Below are 25,677 nucleotides of genomic sequence, written 5' to 3' on the forward strand. Positions count from 1 at the left end.
TGTATTAGCTGCTAAGTTATTAACTAGATGACTTTCATCACTTCCTTTAATTAAAGACTTATTAAAATCTACATGTATGGTTTTATAACCTAATGTTTCTCCAACTACTGATAAATCACTACTCGCATTAATACTATTTGGAGCTTTCCTAGAAAAATCACCTAGCTTAGAATTATTAGGTAAAACTTTTGTTGGCAATAACAACCCTGTTAATATTCCAGAGAAATTCTCTAACGCTTGTTGATCCCCTTCATAAGCTTGCTTCGCAACTGCTTTTACACCTTCCCAATATTCTCCCGTCATCAAAGCATTTAATGTATTTGATACTGCTTGGTTCTTTCCTGCTAGATCAATCTTTGCCTGATTACAATAACTATCGCCGACAGCACAAGTAGTTAACAGAGCAAATGTATCAAATACTGTATCTCCAACGAATAAAGCTGAATCAGCACCTTCCTCAACAACATCAATTACACCATTAATAAACTGTGATGCAGTATTATGACCAATTTTTTCTCTGACTTTTAGTTTCCACTTTTCAGCATCTGCTTTTTTATTTTCTCTCAACCTATCAACTACAAGTGAATTATTCTCCACCGCATTCTTCCCTACCTCTTGCCCAGTTTTCATCGCTTGAGCCGTTGATAGGGAATTTCCTCCGCTTGTAGATAATCCACCAGCCAACCCAGCCGCTACTTGGCTGAGTTCCGACACCGTTTGTTTCTCTGCTTCCGTTAGGTTTTCAGGGGATTTATCAAACACTTGCTCTGAAATAAGTTTTGCCCCCACTTCGCCTGTTACCGCTGCAACCGCTCCTGCACCAGCTTTGCCGCCTTGTGCATAGGCTTCCACCGCTCCCCAAAGGGCGTGAGCTATCAGGTTCGCTTCTGTATTACCCTCTGTTGCCTGCTTAATTTCTGTGTTGATATAAGGCGAAACCGCTCCCGTTATTACCCCTGCCGTTGGGCTGCCACCTAAGGCTAATCCTACTGCGTTGGTAATCGCATCCACACCTTGTCGGTAAGCTCCACCGGTTTCCCATTTCTCCGCTTCGTTTTCCAGTATTTTGGCTTTGGCAAGATTGCCTGCGGCTTTGGCTTGTTCTGCCTCTACCCGTTTACTTTCTGCGTGAGTGGCAACTTTTTCATTGATAGTTGCCAGCGTGATGGTTTGGAAATCGCTTAGGGCTTTTACCTGATAATCCAGCTCTTTTTGCAACTTATCTTTGTCAAAACGGTTTTCAAGTTTACCTGAATGGCTTTCAGCACTATCTGTTGTAATATCGGTTTTTACCTCCTCCTTTATTTGTGCTGTCGTTTTGCCTGTTTTATCAAGCTGGGCTTGCTCGTCTCGAATTATCAGGTTTTGGGTGTTAATGCCGGATGTTGTTTGGCTGGATTGACTGCCTTTATCCGAACCGTAACCTACATTCAGCCCGGTTTGTAATGAGGCTACACCTTTGGCTAAAACTTGGTTTCCGCTTTCATCTTTGACTGTTTTTGAACTCTGTGCTTGACCTTTATCTCCCAATGGCGTATCAAAATTCGCCGCTGCACTCGCACTTACTCCCATACTACTGCCTTTGTAGTTAGCATGATTATCCAAGTTTGTGGCATTCAGCGTGCCTGTGCTGAAACGGTTTTTACCTTCCGCTTCGGCTTTGTCCGTTGAGGTTACTAACCCAGCTTTTAAATCCGAGTGGTTGGCAATATCAATGTCATAACCCTCATCCCCCGCAAATATCCCTGCCTGTTGATTGACACTAGCATAGTCGGCATTCATTTTCGATTTGCTGTAACTGGCACTGCCTGAAACGCCATAGCCCACCGTCACTTGTCCGTTGGCACTTTCTTGCTTACCCACATACTTCATTGTGTCTTGCAAGCTTTGAATATTGAGATTTTCTGCATTCACTTTGACAGATTTACCCTTGACTTGTGAACCGACAATATTCGTATCACCTCCACTTTCAATTTCCGTTTGGCTAGTTTGGCTTCCTACTTGGCTGCCCACCCAAGCTCGGCTTTCACCGTTGCCATAGCCTTTTGCCACGTTACCACCTGCCGTTACGCCCAGTGCTGCACTGCCTGTGTTGTCAAGCTGTAATGCTATGCCAGCATTAAAACCACTCGATTTGTTTTGACTCCGTTCAAGGTGGTTTTCATCCACGGCTAAAATATTCACATCGCCTTCAGCTTTCAGATGCGTACCTCCTTTGCCTGAGACATCACTACCTGCAATCGTTAAGGTCGAGTTTTTGCCGTCTCCTTTGGTGTTGATATTTACCTTACCTCCGGCGTTAATTTGGCTTTTCTCTGCCTTGTTCCCTTCGCTATGTTGGGTTTCGACACTTTTTTGCTCGCCATAGGTTATCGATACGCTCACATCTTGGCTGAGGGCTTGTGCTGGGTTTTGCCCCATCGCGTCGACTAACTTGCCCACTTGCTCTGCGGTTCGCCACGCCTCAAAACCAGCATTCACCGCCCCTAATGCGTTGATTCGGTCATTTTTACTGCTACCCACCGATTTTGCAGAATTTACGGTTTTTTCGACCGCTTGTATCGCTTGCACCACAGGAATATTAACGGCAACCGTCACCCCTTTCTGCTCCATCGTCCGTTTATAATTACTCTCATAATCTGAACGCGTTGCGGTGATGTTGGCTGATTTGGCGGTAATATCTACATCACCGTCTTGAGAGGTCACGACGCTGCCGGTTTGTTGGTAATGTCCGTCTGTGCGGATTATTGTATCACCCGATAAGCTCCCCACTTGGCTACGAGCCGCACTTTGTTGGGTGTGGTCTAAAGTGGTTTCGTTTAAATCTATATCTTTATAACCAGCCCAGTTCATTGCATTTTTCGTACTTGAAGCTCCTAAACTGTGTGCAACGTGATCTAACGAAACTCCCTCATTCGGATTTTTTGCATTGTATGAATTGAGCTTATCCCAAATCGTGGCTTGATCTCGGCTTGCATTTGAAACCCCAAATATTCTTAGTGTATCAAAGCTATCCATTACTAATCACTTTGTATATAATGATTCAACTTGACATGAATTGCTAAATAAACAGAATCCCACAGCTGGTTTAAATCTATATCCCTTACTATATAAACATTCAAACATACCTTTATCTCCGTTATCAAATCTTTTACATTCTGAAAAAACAGAATATGTAGCTGGAGCAGCTCCATTTTTCCAAGAATTTATATATTCTCTACTGAACCCAACATACGTTTTTGCATTGTAAAATGCACATGAAGTTAGAAATAAACTTAATATTACAAAATAAAATGTTCTTCTCATCTATTTATTTCCCCCGATGGTGCGAGCGTCCTCGCTCGTACCAAAACAAGCGGTTGATTTACCGCAAAAGTTTGCAAAATACCTAACATAATTAACCGCTTGTAACTCATATTAAATAGCACTAGCGTGGATGCTAGTGCTAGCATAAGTATTATTCAGAATAACTTCATAATAAATCAACGATATTTCTGATTGATTTTACAAGTTTCCATATTACTTTCAGCAATACACCAATAGTAAGGTGCAGTGAATTTATATCCTAATTCAAAATAACATTGACTAATTATCGGTTCAGCATAATCTAAATACTTTGAGTATTCTTGATATTCGGATGGATTATTATATTTCATATTAGCTAATCCCTCTGATTTACCTTTATTACTTAAGGACAAAAAACGAATTCCTAAACTTTTATAAACCTTATTTGTACAATATTTCATATCATCATATGATATTTGCCTTGAGTTTTTTAAAAAATAGGTTGTAGCTTGTGGAGACCCATTAGCCAAATAGCAACCACCTAAAATTAATAATGATAAAGATAAAATTATTAATCTCATTTTTTACTCTCCTTAATTTGATGTTTTACATCTATGTTTCGATTTTAATTCCTCCTTTTCCCCCCGATGGTGCGAGCGTCCTCGCTCGTACCAAAACAAACGGTTGATTTACCGCAAAAGTTTGCAAAATACCTAACATAATTAACCGCTTGTAACTCATATTAAATAGCACTAGCGTGGATGCTAGTGCTAGCATAAGTATTATTCAAAATAGCTTTCACCATACTAAATCAACGATATTTCTGATTGATTTTACAAGTTTCCATATTGCTTTCAGCTATGCACCAATAATATGGTGCAGTGAATTTATAGCCTAAGTCAAAATAACATTTACTAACTAATGGTCTAGCTTTGTTAAAATACATTGAATATTCAGAATACTCTTCCCTATAATCATTAGGATTTTTATATTTAAGCTTATGGTGTAAGTACTCAAATCTATCTCCTAAGCTAGGATACACCTTTTTATCGCAATTTAAGATTTCATTATAAGTGATTTGTTTTCCATTTTTTACCCAGTAATCAGTTGAACTTGGGGAACCATTTGCTAAATAGCAACCTGTTAATAAAGGTATAAATAATGCAATTTTCTTCATTTTTATTCTCCTTTATACTCAGGTATAGAATTATTTAAAGGAACACTTTGAGTTTTGGGTCTCATTTTTTCCCATACCTTATGTTGATAATTTTTAATACGATTAAATTCATCTTCATTCCTTGCTAAAAATCTAATTACATCCTCATCACGATAATACGCTTTTGTATGATCCCCTGCGATAATCCCCCATATTGGTATTCCTGTCCAATTACTGCCTGTTGTATCTGTATTACCTATACCTAAACTAAAGCTACCAATTTGATACGGCAATCCAATTCCTGTTGCGACTATATCTCTAGGGGCAGCAGCGTAAGCTACTTCTCCATCTCTAAACAGAGATGCCGCTTTTTCTGCATAGCCTTTATCATATAAACTAAATGATAATCTTCCTCCAATCGTTTTATTTGTTATTGGGTAGGAAGTTCCGCCACATAGCCTTTTAGAGTAGTTTCATTTAAATCTATATCTTTATAACCAGCCCAGTTCATTGCATTTTTCGTACTTGAAGCTCCTAGACTGTGTGCAACGTGATCTAACGAAACTCTCTCATACGGATTTTTTGCATTGTATAAATTGAGCTTATCCCAAATCGTGGCTTGATCTCGGCTTGCATTTGAAGACCCAAATACGCTTGGTATATCTAGCCCTGCTCTTAAGCGTTCAAAAATAGTGAATGTCATTTCTTCTGCTAAACCTGCATAAGGTTTATAGCAGAACCTCATTTTTGAGTTATTAAACATAGCATTACCTAGAATATTTATCTTTATTTTGGCAAATATATGTGTTTTTAAGGTGATTTCTCATACACCAACCAAATTCTGCCTTAAACTTATAACCTTTGATATACATACAGTCTGCTATAATCTTTCCTTTCTGATTGTCGCTGATTGTTGAGCTTATATTAGAGCTACACTCATTAAAATCCCTATACGCTGCATACTTAGGTTGATTTATATCTTTTATCCAATAGACAGGTTCAGGATTAGGACCTAATCCTGATACATCTCTAAAAGTCAAACAACTAGATAACATAGAAATAAAAAATAGAAATAAACATTTTTTGAATATAATTTTCATTATTTAGACTCCAAATTTTTATAAAGAGGTCCTAGCTTTTGATCTTCACCTTTATTCCAAATATCCTTAAGAATTCCTTCCTCTTTTTCTCTACCATAGAACTCTAATACTTTTTCATCTTTAATATAACTTCCGTGATGTAGTAATAGATCAATAATTGGAATACCAACATCCTTATTCTCTGCCGTAGATGGTGTTCTACCAATCAATAAACAAGTACCAACACAATCTCTTGGAGCAATTGAATAATCCAATTTCGTTTTTCCAAACAGTCCTTTTGCTTTGTCAAAATAACCTGTTTGTAAATCACTATGTATTGGATAAGATGTTCCCAATGCCGTTAAATTTGCATTTAAGTTATCTAAACTTACTTTTTGATAATCTGCCCAATTCATTGCATTCTTCGTACTTGATACACCTAAGCTATGTGCAATATGCTTTAGATCTATTTCAGTATTTGGATTATATTCATTTAATTTATTCCAAATAGTTACTTGATCTCGGCTTGCGTTAGATGCACCAAATACACTTGGTAAATTAAATCCAGCTCGTAAACGCTCAAAGACAGTGAAGGTTATTTCTTCTGTTAAACCTGCATAAGGCTTTCTTACAATTAATGAAGAATTATTTAGTACATCCGAACCACCATATAAAATTCCTCCCTCAATTCGCTCATTATCATTCATATTAAAAATACCGTGAACATACATTCTTGAAACTAGCTCTGCTTCATCTTTAGTTAGCTTTCTATTTTTCAGTTTTTCCATATCAAGCTCAAAAGATTTTAAACAGCTTGGATCAGTACAATTTTCTGGTTTATATTTCACTAAAATATTCTTTTCATTTTTCTCCACGTCGTAATAAAGTTTATCGCCAATCGCAGAAAGGTTTTCCATAAACTCCTTAGCTACGCCTAAATCACGCTCAAAGTCAGATTTAACTCTTTCAATATCAACTTTCGCTACGGATTGATGAATATTGCCCTTATTTAAATCCGCTATTTTGGCGTTATTTTCCTTCTCATTACCTTTCGTAATCACAATATTTTTTGTGTTAATGCTACTTGTTGTGACACCTGTTTCATTACTATCACGGCTAACAACGCCTAAGGTACTTGCTGCTAGGGCTTTTGCTACGCCCCAATTACCTTGATTAAATACACCAGCTAAACCATCTAATTTCACACCAGTGTTACGCTCTTTTTCAGTATCCGATTTTTCCAGCTCTGCTTGAGAAATAGCTGTTCCACCCATTCCTTCAATAGTTTGAATAACTTTCTCATCTTCTGCAGTTGTAGGAATTTGTGTTTCTTGAGTCGGATTTGAAACAGAACTTGCATTATTTCCGAATGGAATACGGAAATCTCCATCCATTGAAACACCAGCATTTAATGAGTAGCCCTCTGTATTGTAGTTGGAAATATTTTTCAAATCACGATACTCAAGCGTCCCTGTTGAGAAGACGTTTTTATCATTATTTTCCGCTTTATCCGTTGATTGCATCACACCACCTACTAAATTCGTATGGTTTGTAATATTGACTTGATAGCCATCATCTCCCGCATAAATACCTGATTGTTCAACCACATTTTTATAGTGAGCATTCATTTTTGAAGAACCGTAACTACCAGAAACAGATGCCCCAACTCCCACAGTTGCAGAGCCTGAAACATTTTTCTGTTTACTGTCGTAATCAAGTGTTTCTTGTACACTTTCAATATGCAAGTTATCCGCAGTTAATACAACACCTTTACCTGAAACTTGTCCACCTTTTAGGGTTACATCATTACCTGAATGGATTGTTGTTTGGCTATTTGCACTACCAATATGAGAATAGGTATAGGTAACTTCATCACCATTGCCGTATCCTTTTCCATAGTTTGCCCCAGCTGTAAATCCAATACCCCCAGTACTCACTGTTACTCCAGTATTAAAACCACTCGATTTATTATTGCTACGCTCTTGATGAGTTTGTTGAGCAGCTTCAATGTTGATATTGCCCTCAGATACTAAATTTGTACCCGAACGACCTGCAATATTTGAACCAATAACATTAATTTGAGAATGCTCGCCATTACCAATAGCAGAGAGATTAATCTTACCACCAGCCTTAATTTCACTACTTGCCATTGTTGAACCCTTACTTTGGCTTGTAGAAACACTTTTTTGTTGCCCGTAAGTTGCAGAAATACCAAAATCAGAAAAAGTATTGCCTTGTATAGACCCTAGAGCTGATAATCCTGCGTCTATGGCTCTGAATGAATCCCAAGCCGCATTTACAGCAGAAAGAGCATTAATTCGGTTGTTTTGGCTTTCTCCTGCCTGCTGTAAGGAATTCATTGCTTTTTCTGCTGCATTAACTGCCGACATTACGGGGTGGTTAATCGCAACCGTTACTCCTTTTTGCTGTACCGTGCGTTTGTAATTGCTTTCATAATCCGAACGTGCCGCCGTAATGTTGGCTGATTTGGCGGTAATATCTACATCACCGTCTCGGGAGGTCACGACGCTGCCGGTTTGTTGGTAATGTCCGTCTGTGCGGATTATTGTATCGCCCGATAAACTCCCTACTTGGCTACGCGCCGCACTTTGTTGGGTGTGGTCTTGTTCAATCTGTTCTTTCTTCTTGCCCACACTAAAACCAATTCCACCTGTCCCCATTAAACCGCTTTTCGTTTTAATCTGTTCATCTTCCGCATAATGCGTGTTGGTGGCAGAGGTAATATTTACCCCTTCTTTACTATCAATCACTAGCTGCTTATCGGCAACCACCGCAGAGCCGTGAATATCGACTTTGCCAGCTTCCGAGTAGAGCGTGACATTATTGCCGTCTATCTCACTGCCGATATTTTCCGTGGTATCGTGATAGTGACGGCGGGTTTCAGTGGTTTTACTAAACCAACCTTTCCTACTGCCTTTCGAACTGCTGGCTAATTGTTCGGATTGCTCGCCTGATTCAATATGCACGTCGCCTTTTGAGCCGATAAAGGTTTCACCGTTTTCGCTGTTCACCGTGGCTTGGCGAAGCGTGGCATTTTCCATTCCAACTAGGCGAACACCGTCTTTACCTCTTAGGGTTGAGCCAATTTCACTTTGTTGGTCTAAACGATAGTAGTTATCCGCATTGCCGTTGTAGTGTTCTTTGTTGCTTACGTTCAGCGTAGTAATACTCAACGCCTTGTCTGCTGTCGCTTTTAAGCTGCCTTGGCTTTCAATATTAGCGGCTTTTATCGTGAGGTTATCGTCACTATGTAAAGTTAAACGTCCACCTTCACCGGTGACTTTTACCGAAGCGAGTTGGTCTAACACCGTGCGGGCAAAATTGCCGTCAGCACTTTGACTTGATGAGAGGGTAGAGCTGATTTCGAGATTTTTGCCTGCATAAAGGGATAAATCTTTCACCGCTTCAATCTTACCGCCTAAGTTGATGAGGTTTTGTTTAGCCGATAAATCCACCGTATCGCCCAAAATCGTGCCTCGATTTTCCAGTTGATTTGAGTGAATTCGGGTTAAATCCCGTCCTGCAATCACGCCACTATTTTGGAGATTATCAACATTACCGATAATTTGATTGGCTGAAATCACTGCACCTCGGGAAGTAATGTCACTATTACGAGCAACCAAATAAACTTGTGGCACAAGGGCTGTTACTTTTCGCCCATCAGCCAGTGTGATTTCTTTATTCACTAACCACACCATATCTGTTGTCAGTTCGGACATCTGTTTTGCGGTTAAACCAACCCCAACAGCAAGGTTAAATTCTTTAGCGTATTTCACTCCATTATTCATTAAGGCTTTGTATTGCTCTAAATCGTTAGAGTAACCTTCAATGTAACGTCTGCCAGTCAGTTGATTAATTTGTTCGTTAATTAAACGCTGTTCATAGAAACCATCACCCAAACGTTTATGCACGTTATCGTGGTTGTAGCGAAGCTGTTCAAACATATAGTCTGAACTAAGCCATTGTTTGCGGTCTGTAAATTTAGGATCGGTTTCGACCAGATAACCGTTTGGTGAATCTGGATTGATTTTATAAAGGCTGGCTTGTGGTAAACGAACATCTGGAAGATGAGTTTTTACCATCGGCATAGTCATATTAGAGATATCCTCAGCGCCAAATTTATCAATAGTTGTTTGTAATTTAGCTATGACTTGTCCTGAACTGATAATATTATGATTATCAATAGTCGGAGTAAGCGTAATTTCTGTATTGGTACCAATAGAAGAGTCTAATGGGATCTTACTAATAGAAATCGCATTCAGTTTATCTACATTATTCGACACGACCGATACGGTATCTAGCTGAATATCTTTTACTTTTGTTTTACCATCAACAGCTGCATTAGATGTAATTGGAGTACCAATAGTATTAAGTACGCGATTAAATGAAAAATGTTCAACTGGGTGATCATAAGGTCCATATTCCAATCCATTATGGTGGTAGTGGTAATGACCTTTTCTTCCTTTTTTCTTACGAACACGGTATTCAATTCTATAAGTGCCATTATCTTGACGATTAATTTCACCTATAATATCTTCATTATGAAGTTTTACTCTACCTCCATCTAGCGAACCATTTTGAGTATTTTTATCAAAAACAGTATCTCCTAGCCAAAGTTGTTTACCTACTAATAAATGACTATATTTATTATGTAGATTCTCCCCATCTAATTCCAATGAACCACCTATAGAGATTTTAGCTGGATCCGTATATTCTAGTGTCGTTGTATTCGTTGTTTGATTATAAAACCAAGAATACCAACCAAATCCCTCAATTCTCGTACCATTCTTTAATTGAAAATAAGAATATGGATTTCTCGAACCATTATTGACATTATAATAACCGTCTCGTCCTTCTCGATAACGGTCGGAATTCTTGCCTAATGCATGCTCAACTATTTTTTCAACTTTAGTATCAATCCCTGTTTTTACATAGAGATCTTGATTTAATAACTGAACTGTATTGATTTTACCGTTTCCAAGAGCCTCAATAGTTGCACTCCCATTATCTACAAAATCTGCTTTACCTGTTGCATGATGATTTTTATCTAATTGTCCACCAATTGAAAGTTTATCTAAGCTAAGAATCAGTGAGTGATCACGGTTAATCAGTTTTTCAACACCAAAATCTAATCTTTCTCTTGCAGCAATCGTACCAGCTTTAGTTTCCCCATCTACCGTTTCAGCTAAATTTTCGACCACAGAGGAATTAAATGCCACATGATTGCCATAGATTTTCCCTGTACCGATATTTGTTACAGTAGTACTATTGATTAAAGTTTTTACCCCGTCAATTAAACCTCGGTTCGTTAAAGTCTTTGAATTAAGTGTTGTCTCATTTGATGAAAGTTCTGAATTGGCGTTATTCACAATGTTATTTGCTGAAATTGTCATTTTATTCGCAATTGTCTGCTCAGTATTATTAGTGAAATTCCCATCTGTTTTAAGAGTGAGATTGCCGGCTTCAAAAGCATTATTTAAAATAAAGCTATCTTTTAAAGTAATATTTAAGTCACCTTTAGTTCTAATATTTCCTTCAGACAAGCTTTTTGCATTTAAATTAACGGTTTTATTACCTTGAATTAGCCCTTTATCATTATTTACTGTTAAATTACCACTATTTAATACATTTACTGTATTAACAGCTAATAATTCCCCTTCCTGATTATCCAAACGATTATTTGAAGTTATAGAGACATTATTCGAACTATAAACGCCCCCCTGTTGGTTATTGAATAATGAGGTTTTTAAAGAAATGTCTTTCCCTTGAATACCTTGTGTCGGAGTATTACCTTTTGCTTTTGTGCTTTGGTTATCCAGTTGCTCTGTATTAAGTGTTAATTTATCTGCATAAATGAGTGAACCATTATGAGATGTCGCACGGTTATTGATTGTCTGTGCATTAATATTTGCACTAGAAGAAGAGAGCTTACCTTCTTGGTTATCAAGTGCTTTGGTAGATAAGGTTAAATTACCGTTGCTTTGAATAATGCCCTGCTGATTTTGTGTACTCTCTACAGCAGTAATGTTAAGCTCGCTTCCACCATAGAGCTTACCTTGTTGATTAAGCAGAGTTGTTACGCCTTGTAAAACCACACTACCCAATCCAATAATCCCTTTTGCTACATCTTGAGTATTCCGGTTATCAATCATATTTTGGTTAGCATCAATTAAGAGTGAATTATCTGCACGAATAAGACCGTTCTGATTATTTATTTCACCTGAACGAATACTAGCCTGATTTTTAGAGAAGATTAGACCATATTGGTTATCAATCTGTTGTTGAGCAGTATTAATTACTAACTGATTTGATGAGGTGATATTACCTTGTCGGTTGCCCAAACCTTTGGTCATCAATGTAAGCTTATCTTCTGCACCAATTATTCCTTGTCGATTATTTAGTGCTGTTTGTGTAGTAATAGTTAAATTAGCAGATGTAGAAAAAATTTGACCTGCTTGGTTATTGATTTTATTTGCCTTCAACAAACCATCATTAACCACTAGAATTTCACCTGATTGATTTTGGATATTAGAGGCTTGAAGTGTAGCTTGATCCAAGACTGTAATCTGCCCGTGTTGGTTATCAAGTTGTTTAGCATTCAAGGTTAAATCTGTTACTACAATACCTTGATGCTTGTCTGAAAGCGTATTGCGATTATCTAAGGTTTGTAATGTTGTAACCCCTGCTGTTTTTGCACGAATAGCCCCCTGTTGATTATTAAGAGTATTAGCATCTAAGTTCAGCGTACCATTTTGTGCTGAAATAAGACCTTTTACATTATTAAGATCAGATTGGTTGCTATTAATAGTCAGTCTTTCCCCGAGGCTAGCAAGTACACCATTTTGGTTCTGAATCCCTTGTTTTACATCAACGTGTGCTGAGTGTTGTGCAATCAATTTACTCCCTTGATTGTTAAGGGTTTGTGCAGTCACATTCACTTGATTACCACTGATTTCACTCTGTTTGTTTGATTTAATGGAATCAGCAACTAAATTGACAATATTCGCAGTAATTAAACCTGTATTCTGTAAGAGTGTATTGGTATTTAAATTAAGCTGTGATTGTGTACGCATTTCCCCCTGATTATTAACGAGTGACGTAGTATTTACTGTACTATTTTTTCGTGAAAGAATATTGCCATTATTGTTATTCAGAGAGCCTGTATTTATCGTCAATGCATTCTGAGCGATAATTCCTCTATCACTCTGATTTTCCAATAGTGTATCTTGATTGTTAATTGATTGACTATTGCTATTGAGCGTAATGTTATTTGCAGAGATTAAGCCCTGACTGTTTTCAATAACTCCGCTGTTAATAATAATATTTTTAGCAGCAACAATACTTCCTTTTTCATTTTCTAGACTATGATTATTAGTATCAATCTTTAAAGAGCTTTGCTTGCTACCAATAGTTCCACTCGTATTATCTAACGTACTTCCTGCTTTAATATTGCCATCAAACTTCGAAATAATTCGGCTATCTTTATTACTTAATTCTGCTGATGTTGTAATATCCAGATTATCAGCAAAAATTAAACTTTGATTGGTTGAACTCAGTGAGTTTGCAGTTAAGTTTAATCTCTCTGCTTGGAGAGTACCATTTTGCTGATTGAAATTACCTGATAATGTCATATCTGCCTGCTTAGCAGAACGAATTCCCCCTTGATCATTAGTGAGGTTTTTAGCATTTAAAGCCAAATTTTCTTGAGAGTAAATCAAGCCTTGTTGATTATCGATATTTGTAACATTAAGAGTTTGATTCCCTACACTGACAATACGCCCTTGTTGGTTGATAATATTTGCAGACTGAATATTCAGCTTACCAAGTGCTACAATCCCTTTATCTTGAGTGTCTGTTAAAGTCTGCTTATTAGATAGGTTTTGTCCCTGAGTATTAATAGCAACATTTTGATTAGATTGAATTAAACCTTCATCATTAATGACCTCACCAGAGTTAATCGAAAGACTCTGATTAGATAGCATTACGCCATTTGTCGTATCAATTTGACGTGTTCCAGCATTAACAAATAATTTACCTTTTGCCAATAATCGACCTTGTCGATTATCCATTCCCAGGGAGTGAATAGTTAAATCACCTTGTGTTTTAAAGGTACCACCTTGGTTTTTAAGTTGATCATTGACCGAGATTTTCAGTTCATCCGTGCCGGTCTGTTCCCACACTGCATTTTGTGTATTGAGCGAACCTTGATGAGAAGTGATTTTTTCTGCTTTAAGGTAGCTTTGTTGCGTTTGGAGTTCGGTTGGTGTACTTAATGATAGGGTTTTATCTGCAATCAACGTTGCATTATTCGCTTGAATGTGACCTTGATGAGCGGACACATTCACAGAGTAAGCGTAAGCTTGGCTATTATCAAGATCGATTTCTGAACCTTGAACATTGATCTTACCTGAAGCAATATTTTTTCCCTGTAAGGCTGCTTTTGTCGTGGCCGAAACCGTAATATCTTTTCCTTGAGCAGAATGGGGTTCAAGAGAACGCACTTCACCTTGTGCAGTATCTTTGACTTCCACACCAGCAGCAATAAGTGATTGGGTTGAAGCTCTCACTTTAGGTGCTTGATAGGTAATGCTACCTTTAGCGACAGATTCTCCATTCTGGGTAATTTGGGAGGATGCTGTTTTATGGATATTACCATGACGAGCAACAATAGAGCCGTCTTGCTTAATATCAGCGGCAGTATTTAGCGTGATATCGCCCTGTTTATTTTCAATCTTGCCTTTGTTTTCAATCCCTTGACTTGCCGTTAAAGTAACTGGTTTAGCTGCATTAAGTGTACCGGTATTGACAATTCGACCTTGGCTATCAATTTGCAGGGTTTCAGCACTCGCCCCAATATGTCCGGCATTTCGCACTCCCACGCCATTTTCTGTACCAATTAAGTGAATTTTGCCGGAGTACATCCCGCCCAACTCGCCCACATCAATCGCCACCTGTGGTTTTGCCTCATTTGCAAGCGGTTGTTTTGTGCTGATAATTTGCAATTTTTTGTCAGAATCTGACCGCTTGACGGTGTTTTTGCCCGTGATAACAGTGGTTTCTTTCTTCGACCAAATCCCTGCATTGGCTTGTGTTTCTCGAGCAATGATTTCCGTGTAATCCACTCGACTGTTATCCATTCCTTTGCCCGATACTGTTACCTTGCCTTTTTCCACCACAAAGCTATCTAAATTGCCGTTGTTAATCTGCGGTTTGCCTGTGGCAAAGGTTGCACGGTCTGAATTGATAATACCGCAGCCTTCACAATGTAAACCGCTTGGGTTGGCGATAATCACATCGGCTTTTTTGCCCGCCACTTCCACATAGCCTTTCATTACGCTGGGCTTATTGGAATTGACTTCGTTTAAAATCACTTTTGCCTCGCCTCGTGCAAGATAAGGGTTGCCTGTCACTTGCCCTGCTAGTTGAGTTTGGGTGTTAGTGCGGCTGTTATTTAAAATTGCCCCCTTCTCGGCAACATCAAATTGCGAATATTTATTGTGGGAAAGCCCTTTATCATTCGGGGTTTGAATGTTGATTTGTGGTGTGCCGTTGGCGGTGGAGAGAATAATCGGCTGCTGGTTTTTCGGGGCGGATTGGTCGGCTCGAATAATCAAGGTTTCCGCTAACGCATTTTCAGCAAATGAAACAAAACCTAACGCACAGAATAGGCTAAATACAAGCGGTCTTAAACTGCAAATTTTTTGCAAAATTGCACCGCTTGCTAAGCCTTCGCTTTCAGCTTTTCCTTCGCTTTTGACTAATTCTGAAACCACAACTAAACGTTGTAGCGTTTTGCTGAAAATCACACGGAAACATTGTTTGTTCATAATAAATCCTTAAAAAGCATTTTTGCTTAAAAGTATAAAGTAGGTTGGGTTGAGTGAAACGAGAACCCAACAAGGTATTATTCATTACGTTGGGTTTTCGCAAGCTCAACCCAACCTACAATTCAAACTAAAAGCTATAGCCTACATTAAAACCTGCCACACCATTTGAGGTGCTAAATCCTTCCGGTTTGCGTATCGGTTTGCCAACAAACAAATCATAATAGAAACCTTTTATATCGCCTCTAAACCCAATCGCCGTTCCCATTAAATGATGTCCTAACTGCGGGCTTTCCGCTGACCAGCCAGAAATTCTTCCTCCATCAATCGCCCAGTAAAATGAATGGCTTGGCATAAATGCCCACACCAGTTCATTTCGCCAATTCCAGCCTCTCTCACCTGAAAGGGTTAATTCACCATCAAAGCCTCTTACTGTATAACGTCCACCAATCGAAAAGCGGTCTTGCAGAATAAGCGGCGTTTTATTCCATTGCCCGTGCCAACCGGAATTAAATTGCCAAGACTGATTACCCCACATAAAGGGCTGATTGTAAGAAAGCGAGGCAGTAATAATTTGTGGTCTCGACGTTCCCTCTCCCCATAACTCTTCTGGGGCTTGTAGCTGTCCTCTCGCTCCTGTGCCTCGCTTATAATTTGCTGATAGCTCTAACGTGCTATTGCCTAAATATTCTTTGTGAGAAAAGCCCGCTTCCCAACCTGCCATTCGACGTTTTTGCACTTCAATTTCTGCTTCATCAACATAGTTGTGTGATTGACGAGACCAAAACGATGCTGAAACGGTAGTTTTTCGGGTGCTGTCTCGATAAAGTAGGTAGGAAAGCGTAAGTTTATCCGTATTACTCTTACCTGCATAAAGATAACTTTTCGCAAAAGCCCCAAAAACTTCTTGATGATAGCGACTTTGATTATGCGAAAAGGCTAAATTCCAATAGCCAAAGGGAATGGAGTAATATAATGTTAGATTTTTGCTGGCACGGCTGCCTTTATCATCGCCTTTTTGTTTAATAGAATGAGTGAAGCTACCATAAAAAAGGTCATTGGCTGAAAAGATATTATCGATAGAGAGCGTTCCATTCGCTTGTAGTTTGCCCATTGATTTTGAGCCAGCATCATCAAGCCCTACATTCAGCCTAAACGGAAAGACCTGGCTGTAAGTAATTTTTAAATCACTATCGCCAACTTCCGCTTTTTCACTTTCACTCGGCAGAATTTCAATATTCGCCTCAACCGTTGGCACTCGTTTTAAATTCTCTAGTGACTGCTCAATATCTCGAACATTCAATAAATCCCCTGAAGCAAAGGTGAATCCTGTAAAGGCGTGTAGCGGTGTAAAACGAGGCACGTTGCCGTTATCCATAATCAAGGTGTTACGGATTTTTCCCGGAATCACCGTTAATGTGAGCTTTCCGCCTCGTAAATCCTGCTCTTCAACTACCACTCGGGTGGTAACATAACCCTTGCCAATAATTTCATTTTGCACTTGCTTCATTAAAATACTTAAACTTTCACCGCCAAAACAGTGTGGTAAGGTTAATTTAAGATTTTTCGCTGCTTGATTAAAAGCCCATTGGAATTGACTAGGCATAACTATATTGTCAGGAGAGTAATCAATAAGAGAAATGTGATGAATGGGATAGCAAGGATATTCTTGGTTAGAAAGTGAGAGTTTATCTGTAATACGAGTATCAAGCCGCACATCTGCACGATGTTGTAACTGCTCTGCTTGATTTTGTTGATATTGCTGTTGGCGTTGTTGCTGAGCAGCATCAATTTGTTGTTGGAACGGATCGATTCTTTCTGGTGCAATCGTATTAGCTTGAGAAGCTAGCGATACGCCCAATCCAATAGCAGTTAAAATAAAATCAGGTGCTTTTTTCATAATACAAACTAACTAAAGAAGAGAACTTGATTTTTCGAGTCTATAAGAATTTCTTTAGGCTAGCAAGCTCCATTTTGAGGATGAGTGTGCTTTTCTGACTTCTCTTCCTTTTTATGCTATCATTTCCGCCATTTTTATACTACAGAGAATAGAATAACCGTGTTAGTTTCAGATTTTCATTTTGACTTACCCGATGAGCTCATTGCTCGCTACCCGACTGCTGAGCGTTCTGCCAGCCGGTTGCTCCACTTAAATGGCGAAACAGGCAAGTTTGCCGATCAACAATTTGTGGATTTATACGATCATATTAATGAAGGGGATCTATTGATCTTCAATAACACCCGTGTAATCCCTGCTCGTCTTTACGGTCGTAAACCAAGCGGAGGGAAAGTCGAGGCGTTGGTCGAACGTGTGTTAGATGAACACCGCTGTTTGGCTCACGTTAAAGCCTCAAAAGCACCAAAAGAAGGGGCTGAGTTAATTTTCGGGGAAGATAAGTTAGGCGAAGGAAATGGATTTACTGCTACAATGGTCGCCCGCCACGATACATTATTTGAACTCAAATTTAGTGAGCAACAACCGTTGTTTGATTTATTACAACTGGCGGGGCATATGCCTCTGCCACCTTATATCGACCGTCCAGATGAAGATGCCGACCAAGAGCGTTATCAAACGGTTTACAGCAAAGTGTTAGGAGCTGTTGCTGCCCCAACCGCAGGCTTACATTTTGATAATGCAATGCTTGAAAAACTGAAAGTAAAAGGCGTAGATACCGCATTTGTTACACTCCACGTTGGGGCGGGTACATTCCAACCTGTTCGAGTAGATACGATTGAAGAACATAAAATGCACGCAGAATATGCCGAAGTGAGCCAAGAAGTGGTGGATAAAATTTTAGCAACTAAAGCTAACGGCAAACGTGTGATTGCGGTTGGTACAACCTCTGTTCGTTCGGTTGAAAGTGCCGCTCAAGCAGCCGAAAAGGAAGGCAAACTGATTTCACCATTCTTCTCAGATACATCCATTTTCCTTTATCCTGGAAAAACCTTCAAAGTCGTTGATGCGTTAGTAACGAATTTCCATTTACCAGAATCGACATTGATTATGTTAGTTTCTGCTTTTTCAGGCTACAAAAACACAATGAACGCCTATGCCCACGCTGTTGAGGCAAAATACCGATTCTTCAGCTATGGTGATGCAATGTTTATTAATAAAAATCCGAATGCGTTGAATGATGTGCCACTCTAACCTACAGCCCCAAAGAGCCTGAATTATGCCTAACCTAGTACGGCTTTGCCGTGCTAGGTAAACCTATTTGATCAATAAAACTGCTTATACCAAGGCGAAAATAAGTCTCTCGCTTGCGTAATTTTAAATGAGTTTTGATAAAACTTAACCCTAATCATTCCGACTTTTGCGGTATTTAATACTTCAATGCCTTTTCTTTCTAAACGCTCGACTACTTGCTTGTTTGGTAATTTCCACGGATTCCATCTGCCTGCGGAAATAAAAGCGAATTGCGGTTCGGCTAAGGCTAGTAAGGTTTCACTAGTGCTACTTTTACTGCCGTGATGCCCGACTTGTAAGAAATCAATTTTCCTGATATTTGGGGCAAATCGGCGTTCTTGCTCTATGCCAGAATCGCCTGTGAGCAAAATCTGCAAGCGGTCATTTTTTGCCAAAATAATGCAAGAGTCGTGATTTTTAGCTCGTTCTACAATTTGTGATGGGTAAAATGCGGATAAATGCCATTCTCCGAACTGCCACGACTTTCCTTGAATGCAAGGTTTTGGTGCAACATTGCGGTAACGAACTTTACTTGAGCTAATCAGCCGAGCATTTGGGTAAGCAGAGAGTAAATCGACTACTCCACCTGAATGGTCATTATCATCATGGCTGAGAAAAATGGCTTCTACAGAAATGCCGTTACGTTTTAGATAGGGCAATATTTCGAGCTTTGCCATTGAATTTATCTTGCCATCGCCAGATTGCCAATTTGAACCTGTGTCATAAATTACTGCTTTGTTTTGCTCATAAATCAATGCCATTGCTAACCCTTGCCCAACATCAAACATAATCCATTCTGATTTGGCTTGACTAGCCCATTTATGCAGATAAAAACTCAAGTTGAACAATATTGATAATGTAACTGCACTGAGCCATTTTTTATAAGAAAGCTCATATACTTTGCAATAAAGACATAATAAACCCAATAGATTAAGTGAAAGCAACTGCCATTGTTGCCAATAGCTTAGCGTAAACCACGCATTAGAAAGGGGTGTTAATAGCCATAAACTCTCTTGAGCAAGATAATCCGCCAGTTGCCAAGTAGAAAAGAGGTTGTCGGTTAATAGACTGAATAAAATCAGCGGCACAAGCAAAAAACTGTAAAGAGGTACAATAATCAGATTGGCAAGTAAGGCAAAGGCAGATACGCCCTCAAAAAAATAGAGCTGAACAGGTGAGAAAACCAGCCAAATTCCAATTTGTAAATGCAAAAGTGATAACCACAAGCGGTTGAATTTCATCATTTTTTTGCGAGTTTCATCAGAAATAAAGCGATTTAAAGGGAAAATTTGATACCACAGAATCAAGCTGACTACCGCTAACACAGAGAGCCAAAAACTGTCAGAAAGTAAACTGAGTGGGTCAATAACCACCAATAAGGCTACAATTCTCCACCAAAGTTGCCAAGCGGTGTAATGCCGCCTTAAATATTGGCAAAGCAACACAAAGGCAATAGCGAATAAGGCTCTTACTGTCGGCACGGCAAAGCCCGCTAAATAGCTATAAACAAAGGCGGTTAGAAAGCCCACTATTCTTGCAAAATAAAGTGAAAATCCGACCGCTTGTAACCACTTAAGCCTACTTTTCAAACAAAACCATTGCAGGCTTTTCGCCAAATAAAATCCAAACAGCATCGCAAGCCCAATGTGTAAGCCTGAAATAGCAATTAAATGAGCTGTGGCTGTTTGTTGAAATAGCCCCCAATCAGCTGTTTTTAGCCAAGCTCTTTCGCCGAAAGCAAGCGCTAATAATAAGCCTTGTGTAGGTAAATTTTCCGTGTCTGCTTTAACTTTATGTAGCCAGTCTGTCCGAAAGCTACTCTCTATTTGAGCTAATTGTTCCACTTTCCGAGCAGTCGCCGTCATATGGATATGATTGGCAAAATACCAACGCTGGCGATCAAAATTACTGATATTACTGCGGGCTGAAATCGGGCGTAGTGTGAGTTCTGCTTGATAATAGTGATTAAGCAATAATGGCTGCTCTGCTTGCCAATTTAGGTAGATATTCTCACCAGTTGGCAGTGTAGCAATAGCGGTTTGATAATCGGTTTGCTTAAGGATTTTGCTAATTTTAAATTGAGTGTTCTGTTTACTAGCGGTTATATTTTCCACATTTTTTGCAACTTGGAAAATGTGAAAATAACTAACGCAGATTATCATACCAAGTAGAAAAATAAGTTTGGCTCGAACATAAATGCTGTAGATTAAGATTACTCCACCCAAAGCAATGCCACCTATTAGCCAATCTCTAGGCAACAGCAAGATAGGCAGATGGAATAAAAAGAGAGCAATACAAAAACGATCCAACATAATCAAAAGGTTAATTTTTTAACCCAAGTATGCCGTTAAAGATGATAGTTTTCAGAAGAATTTGGTAAATTTTCGACGCAGATCGCAAAAATAAACCGAAAAAAGAAAGGCAGACTAAAAAGTCTACCTTATCCGAGAAAAGAGAAACTACGCTTTTTGATCTTCTGCGTAACTTACCGCTGCGGTAAATAGTACGTCTGTTGAAGAGTTTAATGCTGTTTCAACTGAATCTTGAATTACTCCAATCACAAAGCCTACACCAATTACTTGGGCTGCAATATCATTTGGAATATTAAATAAGCTACACGCTAATGGAATTAATAATAATGACCCACCGGCAACACCTGAAGCGCCACAAGCACAGATTGAAGCTACAACGCTTAATAATAATGCAGTTGCGAAATCTGGTTGAATCCCTTGTGTATAAGCTGCAGCTAAAGTTAATACCGTAACTGTAATTGCTGCACCTGCCATATTAATAGTTGCACCTAAAGGAATGGCTACAGATGCAATTTCATCACGCACACCTAAACGCTTCGCTAAGTTCATATTCACCGGGATATTCGCAGCCGAACTACGTGTAAAGAATGCAGTTACACCACTCTCACGCAAGCAAGTAAATACTAATGGATATGGGTTGCGACGTGTTTTCCAAAACACTAATAATGGGTTTAATACTAATACAACTAATAACATTGCTCCCACTAATACTAATAATAAGCGTGCGTAACCTTCAAATGCATCTAAACCATTTACAGCAACAGTTTCAGCCACCAAGCCAAATACGCCGATAGGTGCGAACGCAATCACAATTTTCACCACAAATGAAACTGCATTGGCTAAATCATTTAAAAACGCTTTTGAACTTGCTGAACCGTGACGGAATGCAATCCCTAAACCAATAGACCATGCAAGAATACCAATGAAGTTTGCATTGCTTAACGCTGCAAGAGGGTTATCCACTAAGTTAAAAATAACGGTTTTTAAAATTTCACCAATACCTTGCGGCGGCGTTAAACCATCAGGGCTTGAAGTTAGCTCTAAAGTTGTTGGGAACATAAAACTTAGCACAACAGCAGTTAATGCAGCACAAAATGTACCTAGTACATAAAGCACTAAAATTGGCTTTAATTTGCTGTCTGAACCTACTTCTTTATTCGCAATAGCTGATAACACTAATACAAAGACTAAAATAGGTGCAATAGCACGGAGAGATTTAACAAAGAATTGACCTAATACGCCAACGCTCACTGCCCAATCTTTATTAATAAATGCCAGTAGAACCCCTAGCACTAAACCGATGGCGATGCGTAATACTAAATTACCGCCAAGAATTTTTGATGATAATGATTGACTCATAACATTTCACTTCTGTAAGACAAAAATAAGGATAAATACTATTTACCCACCCGAAAAACAAGGTTGTTAGATTAGCGGAAAAATAGCCAATATGGAATAAACAAGCGGTCATTTTTTTCAATTTTTTTGCAAAAAGCTAATTTTGCTATTTTCAGATTAATTGATTTTATTCATACTAACTCCCTTGAAGATAACTTTTCTTTCAGTACAATAACATTTAACTTATTCACTTTTCTAACAACTTATGAAACCTAAAAATAAAGCTGATTTCCAACGTGTGATCAATGCAACAAATTATTCAATGAAAGGCTTAAAGGCAGCTTATATTAATGAAGCGGCATTCCGTCAAGAATTTTGGTGTGCAGTTATTTTATTTCCACTAGCCTTAATTTTAGGCGACACTAACATTGAAAAAGCCTTGTTAGTTGGAACACTCTTTTTAGTGCTTATTGTTGAATTATTAAATAGTGCGATTGAATCCGTTGTGGATCGTATTGGCTCTGACTTTCACGAATTGTCTGGCAGAGCAAAAGATTTTGGTTCGGCAGCCGTATTTTTATCAATGATTTTACTGGCAATTACTTGGATATTCATTTTATTCTTCTAATGCCCTGTTATAACACCAATACTTACTGAGGTATTTCTATGAACTTTAAGAAAACATTACTTTCTCTTGCTATTTTAGGCTCAGCCTCTGCAATAGCGTATGAAACCGATAAAACCTATAGTTTTACTGTGCTACATACCAATGACTTACACGGTCATTTCTGGCAAAGTGATAAGGGCGAGTATGGCTTAGCGGCACAAAAAACATTAATTGACGCTATTCGTAAAGAAGTTGAACAGAAAGGCGGATCAATCTTAGTGTTAAATGCAGGCGATGTGAATACAGGTGTACCCGAATCAGATATGCAAAACGCTCGTCCTGATATTGAGGGTATGAATGCGATTGGTTATGACGCTATGGTGTTAGGCAATCACGAATTTGACTTCCCTCTCCAAATCCTTTCAATGCAAGAACAATGGGCGAAGTTCCCTTTTATTTCAGCTAACGTTATTAATAAAAAAACAGATAAGCCTATTGTTAAACCCTATATTATTCTTGAGCGAGGTGGTTTAAAAATTGCCGTTGTTGGTCTTACAACTGAAGATACTGCAAAATTAGGTAATCCTGATGTAACTGAAAATGCGGTATTTAAAAACCCGATTGAAACGGCAAAAACAACGCTTGCAGAAATTAACAAAACTGAAAAACCGGATGTGCGTATTGCTTTAACTCATATGGGCTACTATTTTGACGGTAAACACGGTACAAACGCACCGGGCGATGTAACAATGGCAAGAACGCTTGATAAAGGAGCTTTTGATCTAATCATTGGTGGACATACACACGATACCGTTTGTATTGATGAGAAGGGTCAATTCAAAGCGAAATATACACCGGGCGAAGAGTGTAAACCAGATTTCCAAAATGGTACTTGGATTGTTCAAGCTGGCGAATGGGGTAAATTTGTCGGCCGTTCTGATTTTGAATTTAAAAATGGCAAAACTACTTTAGTAAAATATGAGTTAATCCCAGTAAACTTGAAAAAAACCATCAAAAAAGAAGATGGCACGAGAGAATATGAGCTTTACCAGCCTGAAATTAAAGCTGATGAAGCAACCTATGCTCTGTTAAAAAAATATCAAGATGAAGGCGACCAAAAACTAAATATTGAGGTGGGTAGCGTTAAAGGCTTATTAGATGGTAAACGTGAACATATTCGCTTCCATCAAACGAATCTCGGCCGCTTAATTGCTCAATCTCAAATGGAGCGAGTAAAAGCAGACATCGGGATTATGAACTCGGGTGGTATTCGTACCTCAATTGAGGAAGGCAAAGTAACCTATAAAAACTTACTGACCGTTCAACCATTCGGTAATATGATTGCAACGGTGGATTTAAAAGGGCAAGAACTATTAGATAGCCTTACTGCTATCGCATTAAAAGATGTTGATACCGGTGCTTATCCTCAATTTGCAGGTATTTCAATGACCGTTGATCGTAATGCAAAAACCATCTCTGAAGTAAAAATCGGCGGAAAACCGTTTGATGCTGAGAAAACCTATAAAGTTTCTCTACCTGACTATGTTGCGGCAGGTGGCGATGGTTATCCATTACTGAAAAAACACCCTAGCTATGTGAACACAGGCTTTATTGATGCTGAAATGCTGAAAACATACTTTGAAGAAAATAAAGTGATTGAAGCGGATAAATACGATCCAAAAGATGACATTATTTTCAAATAATTAAAGGTAAATGGGGAAATCAAATGATTTGTCAGATCAAGTCTGATCTTCTACAAATGATTTCCCCACTTTTTTAGCCTCCAGAAAGTTTTACTTTAAAACCTTTTCCTTCCAAAATTTGTTTAATCAGTTCACGGTTATCGCCTTGAATTTCAATAATCCCCTCTTTAAACGAACCACCGCAGCCTAACTTACGCTTCAACTCTGAAGCAAGCGAATTAAGAGCTTTATCATCTAAATCAAGCCCCGTAATCACACAAACACCTTTTCCTTTACGCCCACTGGTTTGGCGTTGAATGCGAATAATCCCATCGCCTTTTGGGCGTTCTTCTTTCATAATTTCTGGCTTAATTCTGCCTGTTTCAGTTGAATAGACTAATGTCATTTGCAAATTTTTCCTCAGATATGACCGCTTGTATCATTTAAAAAGGCGGAAAATTCCGCCTATTGATTAACCATTAATAGATTGATTTATGGATTTGAGTACCGCTAATGGATCAGCCGCTTGGGTAATCGGGCGACCAATGACTAAGAAATCTGAACCTGTTTCTATCGCTTGTTTTGGTGTCATTACACGGCGTTGGTCAGCAAAATCACTCCCTTCTGGGCGAATACCCGGTGTGATTAATTTGAAATCTTCCCCACAATGTGTGCGTAATACTTCAACCTCTTGTGGTGAACAGACAACCCCGTCTAAACCTGCACGCTGAGCTAAATGTGCTAACCGAATGACTTGCTCCATTGGTGAAGCATTAATACCAATTTGTAATAAATCTAGATCTTCCATACTGGTTAAAACCGTTACCGCAATCAATAATGGTGCATCTTTGCCATAAGGTTCTAAGATTTTTTTCGCATCTTCCATCATTTTTAAGCCGCCTGAAGCATGTAAATCTACCATCCATACGCCTAAATCAGCGGCTGAACGTACTGCACGGGCAACGGTATTTGGAATATCGTGATATTTTAAATCAAGGAATACATCAAATTTACGGTCGTGTAACTGTTTTAAGAAATTTGTACCTAATGTGGTAAACATCTCTTTGCCCACTTTTAAACGACAAAGTGATGGATCAACTAAGTCCACAAATTCCAGTGCCTCACGTTCCGTTTCATAATCTAAAGCAACAATGACTTTATTGTTCATACTGAACTCCTTAATTTT

General features: G+C 38.7%; 15 protein-coding genes. 3 read left to right on the top strand and 12 right to left on the bottom strand.

Annotation, left to right across the window (positions count from 1 at the left end; all coding sequences use genetic code 11):
* From ACERCG_RS07595 to ACERCG_RS07630, 8 genes are all read right to left on the bottom strand, one after another.
* Positions 1 to 3,018, bottom strand: a 3,018-nt coding sequence (locus ACERCG_RS07595) for a hemagglutinin repeat-containing protein (protein ID WP_373611437.1), incomplete at its 3' end; no start/stop codon positions are given.
* A 464-nt stretch (positions 3,019 to 3,482) separates the two neighbouring features.
* On the bottom strand, positions 3,483 to 3,866 hold the full coding sequence (locus ACERCG_RS07600; protein ID WP_373611438.1) for a hypothetical protein: 384 nt from the start codon (positions 3,864 to 3,866) through the stop codon (positions 3,483 to 3,485).
* 230 nt (positions 3,867 to 4,096) lie between these two features.
* Positions 4,097 to 4,462 carry a hypothetical protein gene (locus ACERCG_RS07605; protein ID WP_373611439.1) on the bottom strand — a complete coding sequence of 122 codons (366 nt, stop codon included), beginning with the start codon at positions 4,460 to 4,462 and terminating at the stop codon, positions 4,097 to 4,099.
* Between the two features lie 2 nt (positions 4,463 to 4,464).
* Entirely contained in the window at positions 4,465 to 4,734 is a 270-nt protein-coding gene (locus ACERCG_RS07610; protein WP_373611440.1) for a hypothetical protein, read from the bottom strand.
* 137 nt (positions 4,735 to 4,871) lie between these two features.
* Complete coding sequence (locus ACERCG_RS07615; RefSeq protein WP_373611441.1) at positions 4,872 to 5,204, bottom strand: hypothetical protein; 333 nt, start codon at positions 5,202 to 5,204, stop codon at positions 4,872 to 4,874.
* 4 nt (positions 5,205 to 5,208) lie between these two features.
* Positions 5,209 to 5,541 carry a hypothetical protein gene (locus tag ACERCG_RS07620; protein WP_373611442.1) on the bottom strand — a complete coding sequence of 111 codons (333 nt, stop codon included), beginning with the start codon at positions 5,539 to 5,541 and terminating at the stop codon, positions 5,209 to 5,211.
* Positions 5,541 to 15,368, bottom strand: a complete 9,828-nt coding sequence (locus ACERCG_RS07625) for a hemagglutinin repeat-containing protein (protein ID WP_373611443.1) — start codon at positions 15,366 to 15,368, stop codon at positions 5,541 to 5,543. The genes ACERCG_RS07620 and ACERCG_RS07625 overlap by 1 nt, the downstream gene beginning before the upstream one ends.
* 127 nt (positions 15,369 to 15,495) lie before the next feature.
* Complete coding sequence (locus ACERCG_RS07630; protein WP_373611444.1) at positions 15,496 to 17,265, bottom strand: ShlB/FhaC/HecB family hemolysin secretion/activation protein; 1,770 nt, start codon at positions 17,263 to 17,265, stop codon at positions 15,496 to 15,498.
* A gap of 159 nt (positions 17,266 to 17,424) precedes the next feature.
* On the opposite strand from ACERCG_RS07630, the gene queA reads away from it, so the two are divergent.
* On the top strand, positions 17,425 to 18,513 hold the full coding sequence (gene queA / locus ACERCG_RS07635; RefSeq protein WP_373611445.1) for a tRNA preQ1(34) S-adenosylmethionine ribosyltransferase-isomerase QueA: 1,089 nt from the start codon (positions 17,425 to 17,427) through the stop codon (positions 18,511 to 18,513).
* A 71-nt stretch (positions 18,514 to 18,584) separates the two neighbouring features.
* On the opposite strand, the gene ACERCG_RS07640 is transcribed toward queA, so the two are convergent.
* Positions 18,585 to 20,867 carry a DNA internalization-related competence protein ComEC/Rec2 gene (locus tag ACERCG_RS07640; protein ID WP_373611483.1) on the bottom strand — a complete coding sequence of 761 codons (2,283 nt, stop codon included), beginning with the start codon at positions 20,865 to 20,867 and terminating at the stop codon, positions 18,585 to 18,587.
* Between the two features lie 144 nt (positions 20,868 to 21,011).
* Positions 21,012 to 22,223 (bottom strand): serine/threonine transporter SstT, encoded by a 1,212-nt coding sequence (gene sstT / locus ACERCG_RS07645; RefSeq protein ID WP_373611446.1) that lies wholly within the window; start codon positions 22,221 to 22,223, stop codon positions 21,012 to 21,014.
* Between the two features lie 244 nt (positions 22,224 to 22,467).
* Between sstT and ACERCG_RS07650 the strand changes: the two genes are divergently transcribed.
* Both ACERCG_RS07650 and ushA read left to right on the top strand, forming a co-directional pair.
* On the top strand, positions 22,468 to 22,830 hold the full coding sequence (locus tag ACERCG_RS07650) for a diacylglycerol kinase (RefSeq protein ID WP_373611447.1): 363 nt from the start codon (positions 22,468 to 22,470) through the stop codon (positions 22,828 to 22,830).
* A gap of 38 nt (positions 22,831 to 22,868) precedes the next feature.
* Entirely contained in the window at positions 22,869 to 24,512 is a 1,644-nt protein-coding gene (ushA, locus tag ACERCG_RS07655) for a bifunctional UDP-sugar hydrolase/5'-nucleotidase UshA (RefSeq protein WP_373611448.1), read from the top strand.
* Positions 24,513 to 24,585: 73 nt separating this feature from the next.
* Here the strand turns inward: ushA and yciH are convergent, their stop codons facing one another.
* The gene (gene yciH, locus ACERCG_RS07660) at positions 24,586 to 24,897 is read right to left on the bottom strand and encodes a stress response translation initiation inhibitor YciH (RefSeq protein WP_373611449.1); all 312 of its coding nucleotides are present in this window, start codon (positions 24,895 to 24,897) and stop codon (positions 24,586 to 24,588) included.
* Positions 24,898 to 24,963: 66 nt separating this feature from the next.
* Positions 24,964 to 25,659, bottom strand: a complete 696-nt coding sequence (gene pyrF, locus ACERCG_RS07665; protein WP_373611450.1) for an orotidine-5'-phosphate decarboxylase — start codon at positions 25,657 to 25,659, stop codon at positions 24,964 to 24,966.
* Between the last annotated feature and the right edge of the window lie 18 nt (positions 25,660 to 25,677).

Origin of the sequence: Mannheimia sp. E30BD (assembly GCF_041807785.1) — a bacterium.
GTDB lineage: Bacteria > Pseudomonadota > Gammaproteobacteria > Enterobacterales > Pasteurellaceae > Mannheimia.